We start from the raw sequence: 12,032 nt of genomic DNA on the forward strand, positions 1-12,032 counted from the left end.
GATGATAAAAGGAGGTTATATCATGGAGTCTTCAAATACATTGCGATGGATCACGGGAGCGATTGAGTTATTTTTAGCTATCCCTTTTCTTGGCGGTCTCATTGTTGGGCTTTCCGGCGGGTTCGCCTTGGCCGTGACCTTTGTCCTACATCTGATCGTTTTAATTATTTCTTTCAAAAATGAATGGTCAAAAACACCGCCGATTCTTGGGATTATTACGTCTTTGCTTGCCTCAATTCCTTTTCTCGGCTGGTTCTTACACGTCGTAACAGGCATCGTCTATTTCGTGTATAATATCAGACGCGCTTAGTATAAAGAGGTTGACCTCACACCTTCTACACGGTGCTTGGTCAGCCTCTTTTGTCGTTAGTTTAAAGATTGGGCGGGGTCCCGTGAATATAAGGAGGTGCCGCGTTAAGTTGCGGATTTTGTCCCATGGCTTCAGGGTCACTGACATATTCAAATTCAGCCCGTCCATCAAGGCTCGCACCACTGGCCCAGCGCCCTTGCCTGCTTTCTTCCCCTTCTGAGAAGTTCATGAAAGCGTAGGAGACTTCTTGCTTTTCATAGTCCTGATTAAACGTACTCGGTACAATGGCTTTTTGACTTTGTTCCAGCTCCTCAATTGCGGCCATCCATTGGTTTTGGTGCATAGTGTCTCGTGCGATAAGAAACGACAGCATGTCTCTGACGCCTGGATCGGTAGTCGATTCGTATAATCGAACCACTTGCAGACGACCTTGTGACTCCGCATTAAGGTTCGCCCGGAAGTCAGCTAGTAAATTCCCGCTAGCAATGGTATAGCGGGAGTTCCAAGGATAACCTACGCTGTCCGTTGGCGCAGCACCAATTCCCGTTACAATGGCATGCTGCGGGTTCATGCCTCCTAATACTGATTCAACCGCAGGATCTTTTGCGCCTGTCTCTTGATCTTGAACCGGTGCACCGTCAAGCAATTGAGCAATCATCGTCGCAATCATTTCGACGTGAGCAATTTCTTCGGTTCCGATATCTAAAATCATATCCCGGTACTTTTGTTCAGCCCGGCAATTCCAGCCTTGAAAAAGGTATTGCATCATGACTGTCATTTCACCGTATTGACCGCCAAGGATTTCTTGAAGTTTCTTCGCATAGACTGGATCCGGCTTCGTTGGTTTCGCGTCATATTGAAGCTCTTTAACGTGTGAAAACATTGTGTCCCTCCATTAAAAAAATTTTATGGGCGCTGCCTTATAGGATTGATAATGATCAAAATTAATTTGTCCAACTTCAGGGTGATTATGCTGTGTCACCGGCCCACCATAATGGTATTTTTATACAAAAGGCTGGATTCAAAGTCAATGTTGTCATTTGCCCTCATTGATTGGAGAGAAAGGCGTGAGACTCCTGCGGGAAAAGCAACAGCTGAAGACCCCGCAGGAAGTGGTTTTCTTCCGAGGAGGCTGAAGCGTTGCCCGCGGAAAGCGAACGCCTGGAGCGGAAATCAACAGTCACGTTTAACAAAGCCATACGAAAAAACACCCCTCAGAATCGTTACCGTGAACGATGGTCTGAGAGATGTTTGTCGTTGGCTTTTCTTATTCAATGTTTCGCGTCGGCAGCGTCTGAATATAAGCGTCAGATTGGTCGAGCAGTTGCAGCATTTTCTTATATTGCTGGTCGTATTTGTCCTTAGGGTTGTTCAATTGATCCTCAATATGCTTTCCATTACTTAGATCAATCACTCGAACACCCTTCCGAGCAGATTCACCGATATATAAAATATTTTGATTAAAAAATGAGCCTGATGGCAAGTAATATCGCATCCCGAACATATTATGATCATACGCTAGTAAGTCTTGACCAAATAAGGTCATGTCCGAATAATCGACACCGAGTAATGACATCGCTGTCGGCATGAAATCAATTTGTCCGCCATACTTCGAGATCGTCTGTCCGTCATTGGTTTTCCCTGGGATCGAAACCATTAACGGAATATTGAATTTCTCTAACGGCGAGTATGGCTGACCTAATAAATCGTTCAGCAGCCGGCGGTCTTCGTCGGTCATCAAATCACCATGAATCCCCGAATGGTCACCGTAGACGAACAGCATGCTGTCCTGCCACAATCCCTCAGCCTTAAGCTTTTTAATAAACCGCCCTAAAGCAGCGTCAGCATAATGCTGGGCTTGCAGGTAATCACCGATCAGGGTATCGTTGTATTTGTTCGGCAAATCAAGTTCTTGCTTCTCTGGCGGCATTTCAAATGGTGAGTGCGCAGTGATTGAGACAATATTGGCATAAAACGGGCCTTTTTTGTCCATGTTCTTCAGTACATCCATGCTTTTGGAATAGAGGACGTCATCACTCGCCCCATGTCCGACAACATCTTGTTCGCCAAAGTAGGATTTGTCGTACCAATCATCATAACCAAGCGCTGGATAAAGCTCATCACGATTCCAGAACGTCACATCATCCGTATGGAATGTTGCTGAATGATACCCCTCTTCAGCCAATCTTTTCGGCAAACTTGGGAACTTATGGTCAATAAATTGATCAACAGTCGGCCGTTTACCAGCTGGATACAGGGATGTATTCATCAGAAATTCAGCATCGGACGTGTTGCCCGCTCCAATCGATTGGATGATATTATTGAAATAAAGACTGTGTCCTCGTAAATCATTCAAATGCGGCGTGATTTCCTGGCCGTTAATCGTTCGTCCGATAACAAAATCTTGTAATGATTCCATTTGAATGACAATCAAATTGCGCCCCTCGGCCACCCCAAATTTTGGGTGTTCTTGTACCGGTTCGGGCTCGATACCTTTTATTTTCAGAGTCTTATTTAAGGTCAAAGTCTCTGGATCGATCGCGAGCGTGTCATCTTTTATGGAAGCATATGCTTGAATGAGTTGCATATTAAAGATCCCCGATTTTTTGGCGAGCACACCATTATCAAGAATTTCATTCGTTTTATTAAGAAAAAATCCAGTAGTCCCTATTAAAAGGAAGACTATCGCGACGACGGCCTGGAGCTTGTTTCGCTTGGACGGTAGTGGCACGCGCTCCACATCGTCTTTTCGCTTGAGATAAAATGGCAACATGATCAGCATGATGATGACATCATAAAAAAATAGCCCATCAAGCGGCGAAAACAGAACGATCACACTGCCATTAAGCGACGGGACTTGACCGACGCTGCCCAGTTCATAATAGGTTGGCAGTGTTCCGAAATAACCGAAGTAAAGACTAATGCTGATAAAAATAGCCGTGAACACAATGTCGGCTATGAAAAATTTTAAGAAACGTCGTTTTTTGGCCAACGCATCAATCAGCAGCATGACTGAAAGAATGAATAGCCCATCATAGACCATGATATGGAAATTAATGGTCAAATAAATAAAATAACTCATCATCATTAATTTGATCAGTAAGATCGCTGTAAATATAGATAATTGCTGCTGTCTGATGTTATGTATGATGCGGTTCATGAAATCTTACACCTCAAACCATATATTAATGAGTTTCGAACAGCTTGTAAAGTTTAGAATCAATAGGGCACTTCGCGGAATGATCACACCCGGATCCCAATCAAATAACAAACCCGCCGCGGTAAAACGGCGGGTGGCTGCCTTCTTTTTATTGATCTGTATTCTGGCCAAGCTTGTTCATGTCCACTTCTTTGGCGTTGTCTTTGACTTTTTTGGGAATGCTGATGTCATCGAGTTCATTGAACTTAGAGAATGTCATGGTCATTGTTTGGTTAAGTTCCATATTTGACGATTGATCATTGGATTGATTCTCATCCCCAGCGACTGACAACGTCATGTCCATATCCATAGATTCGGGATAGTAAGTGTCTTTATTAACATGGTACGTGTACTTGATGTCCTCAAATGTCATGTTGTCCATAACGTTTTGAAGTTGCGACGTCGTTTGCGGCATCGCCTTAGCGGCAACATCATTATAAAATTCTTTGACCTTGTCACCTTTTGCTGTCATCGATAAGACATACTCACCATCTTTTTCTTTCATATCAAATTCATCAACGTATTTTTTGAGTTTCTTTAAATTCTCGGCTGGGTCGATGTTCTGATTTTTCATAGCTTCCATTTGCTGACTGCTTGGGTTTTTGATTTTCATCCACTGCTTGCTCTGCTGTTTATTTTGCATGTATAACTGGTCTTTCGTCATATACATATCCGTCTTAAGCGACTGATTTTGTAGGTTTGTTTTCATTGTCATGTGGGCGAGCATCGGTTTGTTCTGAATTTGACTTGTCAGATTCGCTTGTGTTTTCATCGACTGCCCGGCGGCATCCATATTCATTGTTATGTCAGCATTCATCTGATAATTGTCAAGGTCCTTGGAGGCATCCGCTGCCTTCTCCAATACTTCCTTCGCCTGTAATGCCTTTCCGCCGCAGCCGGCCAAAGTAAGACTCAATGCCATTACAATCACTGTCACAAAACTGATCCGTTTGAACACAAACATGACCTCCTTAAGTTAATACCCCTGTCATTATATAGAAATTTTAGAGAAATATAAAGGGCATTTTCAAGATTATTAGCGTCTATTTTTTAATAACGACCTACGACCTTAAAACGTTTCAGCAAAAGCGAATCTACCAAATACTTATCAATGTATTAGTGAAATATTGCGATTTGCTATACAATGAAAAGAGACTTACATAACAAGGAGGATCTCTATGGATAGCAACTTTTTTCAAAATAACCGCCGGCGATTGATGGATCGTCTCCCGGATGATTCAATCACCATCATGTTCGCCGGACAAGCTCCAACCAAAACGGGAGACCAAGCCTACCACTTTACACCGAATCGAAATTTTTATTACTTGACCGGTATTGATGAAGAAAACATCATTCTATTAATGACGAAAGCCAACGGGACAACTAAGGAATACGTGTTTGTCGAGAAACCTGATCCGGTGATGGCTCGATGGATTGGCGAGAGCATGACAGAAGATGAGGCTGCGAACGCATCAGGGATTGAAACCACAGCCTATCTGGAGGATTTCAAAAAATATCTACAACGATTTTTAATGGCCCATCCTTATAAACAAGTGAATTTAGATTTGGAAAAACGCGATTGGGATGCGCCTGACACACCAGCGCACGTGTTTGCCAAAGACTTGCAATCGCGTTATCCATTTGTTCAAGTGAATAATATTTACCATGATATTTGCGAGTTACGTGTGTTTAAAACGCCTGAAGAAATTGAGCAAATTAAGGAAGCGTCACGAATCACGATTGAAGGCATCCATCATTTGATGAACAACACCAAACCAGGCATGACAGAAAATCAAGCAGAGGCTTACTTTGATTTCACATTAAAATCTAATGGTGTCAATGATCATGCCTTTAATACGATTTGCGCAAGCGGCAAAAACGCGACGGTCTTACACTATGAAGATAATAACGATGTGATTGAAGACGGCGATCTCGTGTTATTAGACTTAGGCGCACAGTGGGGCTATTACAGCAGCGACATCAGCCATACCTTTCCTGCTAATGGTACATTTACGGACCGGCAGAAAGCGGTGTACGATATCGTTCTCGACGTGCTCCGGAGAACGAATGAAAAGGTCAAACCCGGCATTAGCATCAGGGAACTGAATGATTTTGCTAAGCAGGAATTGGCCAACGGCTGCCAAAACCTCGGCATCATTGATGACCCTGAGGACATTTCCGACTATTATTTCCATAGCATTGGTCACCTCCTCGGTCTTGATACGCATGATGTCGGGACATCCGCGACACGTCCGCTCGAACCCGGCATGGTGGTCACGATCGAACCCGGCCTGTACATTGAAGAAGAGAGCATCGGTGTCCGCATCGAAGACGATATCCTCGTCACTGAGGACGGCTATGAAAATCTGACAAAAGACTTAAAACGGTAATGGTTTGTGGGGTCTGATCCCACTAAAAAAGACCGCCTATGATGGGGCGGTCTTTTAATATCTTAATCTGTGAGGAGAATATACTTATAGAAACAGCAGGTCATGTATTTAATGAATTATGAACGTTCGATAGGAACGCCGATCATACTTCCCCATTCCGTCCAGGATCCATCGTAGTTACGGACGTTGTCATAACCTAGTAGTTCATGCAGAACAAACCAAGTATGGGCTGCGCGTTCACCAATCCGGCAATATGTAATGACGTCTTTGTCATCGGTCACACCTTTAGTGCCGTAAAGGTCTTGTAACTCTTCTTCTGATTTGAACGTACCATCTTCGTTGGTTGCCTGTTTCCATGGAACGTTAACAGCTTTTGGAATATGTCCACCACGTTGAGCCGTTTCTGTCATTCCTGGTGGTGCAATGACTTCACCTGAAAATTCTTGCGGACTGCGAACATCAACCAATGCGGTGTTATCCGATTGGATCGCTTGAAGCACGTCCGGTTGAAAAGCTCTCACTGAACGATCGGATTCCGGTAGTGGATATTCAACCGGTTCAACCTTCGGAACGTCATTCGTGTAAGGGCGATTCTCTTTTTCCCATTTCACACGACCGCCATCCATTAAGTAGACATGCTTATGGCCGAACATCTTAAGTTGCCAATATGCAAATGCAGCAAACCAGTTATTGTTATCACCATAGAGAACAAGTGTCGTATCAGGTGTGACCCCTGAACGCCCAAGTAAACTAGCTAACTGTTCATCACTTAAGATATCCCGCTGCACTTGATCATTCAGTTCGGTACTCCAATCCCAAGAAACAGCATTTTCAATATGACCAGAATCGTAGGCTTGACTATCAACGTCAACTTCCACTAGACGAAAGTTTTGATCATTAAGATGATCAGCGACCCATTCGGTTGTTACGAGTACTTGTGACTTAGCCATAAATGACCCTCCTTATACCTTATTAATTTTAAAATACTAGTAATTCGATCGGATTTCAAGTCTTTCAGCTTAATTTCACAAAAATATTCCGTTCATTTTCTAAAGATGAGCGAACTCACTGCAAAAATGAGCGCTTTTCTCGAAAGTTGAGCGAACTCATCACAAAAATGAGCGCTTTTCTCGAAAGTTGAGCGAGCTCACTACAAAAGTGAGCGTTTTTCTCGAAAAATGAGCGAACTCATCACAAAAGTGAGCGTTTCTCGAAAAATGAGCGATTCTCTATATCTACTCTGAACCTACAGTAAAAAACGCCCCGACGAAGCGTCGAGACGTCCACCTTTTAGATTATTAGAATCGTTTAGCACCGATATAACGTGAGCCCCAATAAGAACTGTCAAGATTACTAATTTTGACACCTGACGAGGAGCCAGATTGAATGAATCGACTGTTACCAATATAGATCCCTACGTGTGATGGGCCATCACGATACGTTTCAAAGAAAACGAGGTCGCCGGGCTGACGGTTGGAGACAGATTGTCCCGCCGACCATTGTTGACTTGTTGTTCGCGGAATATCAACACCATTTTGAGCAAATACATATTGAGTCAGTCCGCTGCAGTCAAAACCGCTTGGTGATTCACCGCTCCATTTATAGGGAACACCAATATATTTCTTAGCATCAGCAATGATGTTATCCGTTAATGAGCTATTCTTATGGTAGCTGACCGCTTCGACGGCTTGTCCGTCGGATTTTTGTAATGCGCCGTGCGTATTCGGACCGACAATGCCATCAACCGCTAGTCCTTGCGCCGATTGAAAATCTTCAACAGCATTCTCTGTTACTGGGCCAAAAATACCGTCAACCGAACCATTTAAGTAACCCAGTTGATCCAACGTCTTCTGCACCTTTCGAACGTTAGCGCCTCTGTCACCCTTATCCAGATAACGAGACGATGACGAGCTATTGTCAGCGTTCGACTGTCCGTTGAACATGGCACCTAACGTATTCGGACCGGCGATACCGTCGACCTGTAATTGGTTGCTTCTTTGAAACTTTCTGACAGCTGATGTTGTAATCGGACCATAGATCCCATCAATCGATCCAGTATAAAACTGGCGTTTATCCAATGCTTTCTGCAGCGTGCGAACATCATTGCCCTGCTCCCACTTCGAGATGATTTGCTGGGTATTCATGTTTTCGGCCGCGTCTGCATTCAAGTGAGGTAGGAATGCGATCGATGCTGCGACGAAGGATGATACGATTAACTTATTTCCTCTTAAAGTCATAAATTCATGGCTCCCCTTTTAGTCGATATTTGTCGAAATTTATGTATAATGCTATCTTAGTAGACTAATATTACAGAGGCATTAACAATGGATTGCACCGACTTTAAGTTAAGCCATGGAGGGGGATAAACTTCTTCCTATATTGGCAGGCCCTCTATCTAGAGGAAAACATGGGTAACTTTTTTTCATGACATTTCATTTCAAGGGGATTTTATCCATAAATGAAATCAACCCATAAGATCATACAAAGAGGCTGGGATCCTGTTTCAGATTTGTTCCAGCCTCAAGTTTTCAATCACTTGGTTAGTCAATCCCGGGGAACCAGCCAGGTGTGTTAGTGATCGCTTGCCACAGTGGGTCTGGTACGACAAGCCGGTCTTGATCGTTTGGATCTAACTGGGTGTCGATATCCGCTTCATTGCCTTGCTGGATTTTCTCTATCCAATCAGGATCGATAATGATTTCACGGCCTAAAGCAATCAATGGTACACCCGTTTGTATGGCGCGCAAGGCATCATCGGCTGTATAAATGGAACCCACGCCCATCACTGGTACCCGGTCCCCAACGCGTTCATGAATCATTTCAATGCGTGGCTGTGTGGATGTCACCCCTCGTCTCGGCTCAGACCAGAAATCCATCAAGGACGCATGAATATAGTCCAGCTGCTCATCGGCTAAAGCATCAACGAATGCTAATGTATCAGCCATTGTGATACCTGGTGTTTCGGGCTCTTCTGGTGAAAATCGATAGCCAACGATAAAGGAGTCGCTCGCATGCTTAGCAACGACACTTTTCACTTCATTAACGACAGCGAGCGGGAAGGTCATGCGTTTGTCTAGACTACCTCCCCAACGGTCATCACGCCGGTTAGAATGCGGTGAGAAGAACTGTTGAAGGATATACCCGTTTGCCCCATGAATCTCGACACCATCAAAACCAGCTTCAATCGCCCGACGCGTCGCTTCACCGAAATCATGTACAATGTTTTCAATTTCGTCATGATTTAAAGCCCGGGGGACAGGCGGCTCACCCTCGCCTTCTGGTGGGACGGCACTTGCACTCACAATGTCACCGTTTGGGACTAACTCCGGCGGGCACATTCTTCCGCCGTGAAAAATTTGTAAAATAGCTTTAGCACCCTGATCTTTAATGGCCGTGGCCAATCGATGTAAACTCGGAATCATCTCATCACGATCAGCGGCAAATTCACCAGGGAATCCCTTGCCATTGGCTGAGACATACGTACAAGCAGTGATCACCATGCCAGCGCCTTTGGAACGGCGCGCATAGTAATCAATTTCTTCTTCAGAGACAGTCCCGTCAGCATGAGAAGAAAAGTTGGTCATTGGTGCCATCGCGACACGATTTTTGATTTGAACATGATTACGAAAAGTAAAGGGTTCAAATAAAGGTTGATATTGTGAATCCATTCATGGTCTCTCCAATCTCTTGATACTAATATATTTTAATAAAAATATTCCTTTGCTCTTTCGATAGCAAGCGATATTTATAATAAAGAGATTTTGCAAAGGAAACAAAGAATTTGCTTACGCGGTGTCCTGACCAGTCAGCGAAACAGGAAAATGGACCCAATCACCCTGACAATTTTCCAGGCCACGTTTTTAACTGTGTCACAATGACCATCCTACTGGTACAACCTTGAAACCGTGGTGAATGGTTATGACAAATCGCTCAACATGGATCAATCCCTATGTTGGCTTGGCCTTGTTATTATTAGCTATATATTTATCGCCATACGTCATATTTGGCGAGGATGCCCATGTCCGCACGCATGATAATTTGGATTCCAATGTGGCGTGGTATACGGTTCTAGCTAACAGCGGCATGCTGTTTGCCGGTCTGCATGAGACCGTACCTAATATCATGAATGGTATCCCCCGGAACTCCTTAGGTTCTGAATTTAACTTAGTTATTCTGTTATATTTTTTCTTCAAACCGTTTACGGCGTACGCCTTGAATCAAGTGTTGATGCGGGTGCTCGCTTTCTTCGGCATGTACCTTTTTTTAAAAAACTATCTCTTACAGGAACGGGAGTCCTTGCCGATGGCTGCGGGTGCCTCTTTGACGTTTGCCATCATCCCTTTTTGGCCCTCGATGGGTGGAGCCATCGCCGGCATCCCGCTCGCCCTCTATGCGTTCTTAAATATCCGTGGCGGACGTGGATCTATGAAAGACTGGATGATTTTAATTTTACTGCCGTTTTATACGGATTTCGTACTTGTATTTGTCTTCTTTTTAACATGCATGACCGTGTTATGGGTCTATGATTGGATCAAAACGAAGCGGATTCATTGGCCATTTTTCATTGCGATGGCCGTTATGACAGTGGTTTATTTACTTGTGAATTATCGGATCATCTACGAAATGTTTTTGAACCCAGATTTCGTCCCACATAGGGAGTCATTCGACCGCGGACACTACGATTTTATAACATCCGTCGGCAATTGGCTTGGCAATTTCGTCGTTGGGCAAACACACGCGATTCGCCTGACGCAATACATTGTTTTTCCAACCATGATTTGGGCGCTTATTGTGGCCAAACTCAAGCATATTGACTTCACTTGGATGAAACGGATTTTTTATCTGAATCTGCTATTTTCTTTCACCATTGGTTTCTACTATTGGGAAGGATTAAAAGGGATCAAAGCCCGTTGGCCGATTTTCGAGACGTTTAATTTCGGACGGTTTCACTTTCTCGAACCGGCGCTGTGGTACATAGGCTTCGCATTAGCACTCGTCGTTATTTGGCGCGTTTTTACATGGGGCAAACCGATTGTCTACCTTCTATTGCTAAGTCAAATTGTCATCTTATTCATGCATGGTGAAGAGCTTAAATACCGGCATTTCGATTATGTGAGTTTTGAACAGTATTATTCAGAGGATCTTTTTGACCAAATCAAGACTTACATCGGGCGTGATCCCGAAGATTATCGCGTTGTCAGCATTGGCATGCATCCGGCTATCGCCCAGTACAACGGCTTTTATACCTTAGACGGTTACGTTGTCAGCTACCCATTGTCCTATAAAAAGGACTTCCGGAAGATTATCGCACCCGAACTCGAAAAAAATGCTAATATCCGTGGTTATTATGACAATTGGGGCAGTCGCTGTTATATCTTTACAGATGACCTTGGTCAACACTATATGTTTACAAAAGACACAAATGAAACATTAAACCATCTTAACTTAAATATTAAACAGTTAAAGAACATGGGGGGTGATTATATTCTCTCAGCGGTTAAAATCGGAAACCCTGACGACAACCGCTTGAGATTGCTTAAAGTGTTTACAAAACCATCATCGCCATGGAAAATCCATTTGTACCAAGTCCAGTAAAACCATCCAACACGGCTATTCGTAGTTTTCTAAAAGATTGTTGTTTCTAACAAACAATCTATAAAATACGAAGTAAGTGTTTGATTGCCGTTCCAAGCAGTCGCTTTCCACCGGCAACGTTCAGCCTCCTCGGGACAAGACCACTTCCTGCGGGTTCTTCAGCTGTTGCTTCTCCCGCAGAACTCTAGTGAGACATCTTGAGTAAGCGGCGCTGAGGAATACACTATGTTTAAATGCTGCGAATCTCGACGACCCTCCACTCTATCAACTACCTGTATTTAATTAAGCAAAATCAATGTTATAAAGTTGTTAAGCGCAATGCCAGTGGAGGAAATACACGGAGACTCCTGCGGGACTAGTGGCCAAAGTGAGACCCCGCAGAACGGAGTTCGAGGAGGCTCACGGGTCACCCGCGGAAAGCGTAGTGTATTTCCGGAGCGGTATGCTACCACGTAGCCTGTATCAATGAAAAAATAGCATACCAATCACAATGCGATTGAGTATGCTATTTGACTTGTTCATTTAGTTTTTCTCCATC

The 12,032-nt window shown here is 43.8% G+C and carries 9 protein-coding genes; 3 read left to right on the top strand and 6 right to left on the bottom strand.

Going from position 1 to position 12,032, the window contains the following annotated elements; translation table 11 throughout:
• Nucleotides 1-22: 22 nt before the first annotated feature.
• Nucleotides 23-310: a hypothetical protein gene (locus B9Y89_RS05290; protein ID WP_085522186.1), complete on the top strand. Its 288-nt coding sequence runs from the start codon at nucleotides 23-25 to the stop codon at nucleotides 308-310.
• 61 nt (nucleotides 311-371) lie between these two features.
• Here B9Y89_RS05290 and B9Y89_RS05295 read toward each other — a convergent pair whose 3' ends face one another.
• From B9Y89_RS05295 to B9Y89_RS05305, 3 genes are all read right to left on the bottom strand, one after another.
• Complete coding sequence (locus B9Y89_RS05295; RefSeq protein ID WP_085522187.1) at nucleotides 372-1,193, bottom strand: manganese catalase; 822 nt, start codon at nucleotides 1,191-1,193, stop codon at nucleotides 372-374.
• Between the two features lie 384 nt (nucleotides 1,194-1,577).
• Nucleotides 1,578-3,470, bottom strand: a complete 1,893-nt coding sequence (locus B9Y89_RS05300; RefSeq protein ID WP_085522188.1) for an LTA synthase family protein — start codon at nucleotides 3,468-3,470, stop codon at nucleotides 1,578-1,580.
• A gap of 148 nt (nucleotides 3,471-3,618) precedes the next feature.
• Nucleotides 3,619-4,467, bottom strand: coding sequence for a DUF6612 family protein (locus tag B9Y89_RS05305; RefSeq protein WP_085522189.1), 849 nt, complete (start codon nucleotides 4,465-4,467; stop codon nucleotides 3,619-3,621).
• A gap of 220 nt (nucleotides 4,468-4,687) precedes the next feature.
• Here B9Y89_RS05305 and B9Y89_RS05310 point away from each other — a divergent pair, with 220 nt between their 5' ends.
• Entirely contained in the window at nucleotides 4,688-5,899 is a 1,212-nt protein-coding gene (locus B9Y89_RS05310) for an aminopeptidase P family protein (protein ID WP_085522190.1), read from the top strand.
• 116 nt (nucleotides 5,900-6,015) lie between these two features.
• Here B9Y89_RS05310 and B9Y89_RS05315 read toward each other — a convergent pair whose 3' ends face one another.
• From B9Y89_RS05315 to B9Y89_RS05325, 3 genes are all read right to left on the bottom strand, one after another.
• A complete protein-coding gene (locus tag B9Y89_RS05315) occupies nucleotides 6,016-6,849 on the bottom strand; it encodes a sulfurtransferase (RefSeq protein ID WP_085522191.1) in 834 nt (277 codons plus the stop codon).
• Nucleotides 6,850-7,197: 348 nt separating this feature from the next.
• On the bottom strand, nucleotides 7,198-8,136 hold the full coding sequence (locus tag B9Y89_RS05320; protein WP_085522192.1) for a C40 family peptidase: 939 nt from the start codon (nucleotides 8,134-8,136) through the stop codon (nucleotides 7,198-7,200).
• Nucleotides 8,137-8,439: 303 nt separating this feature from the next.
• Nucleotides 8,440-9,567 (bottom strand): NADH-dependent flavin oxidoreductase, encoded by a 1,128-nt coding sequence (locus B9Y89_RS05325; RefSeq protein ID WP_085522193.1) that lies wholly within the window; start codon nucleotides 9,565-9,567, stop codon nucleotides 8,440-8,442.
• A 250-nt stretch (nucleotides 9,568-9,817) separates the two neighbouring features.
• On the opposite strand from B9Y89_RS05325, the gene B9Y89_RS05330 reads away from it, so the two are divergent.
• Nucleotides 9,818-11,494 (top strand): DUF6044 family protein, encoded by a 1,677-nt coding sequence (locus B9Y89_RS05330; RefSeq protein WP_085522194.1) that lies wholly within the window; start codon nucleotides 9,818-9,820, stop codon nucleotides 11,492-11,494.
• The last annotated feature ends 538 nt before the right edge of the window (nucleotides 11,495-12,032 follow it).

The sequence above is a fragment of the Tuberibacillus sp. Marseille-P3662 genome (genome assembly GCF_900178005.1).
In the GTDB taxonomy this organism is placed as follows: Bacteria; Bacillota; Bacilli; order Bacillales; family Sporolactobacillaceae; genus Marseille-P3662.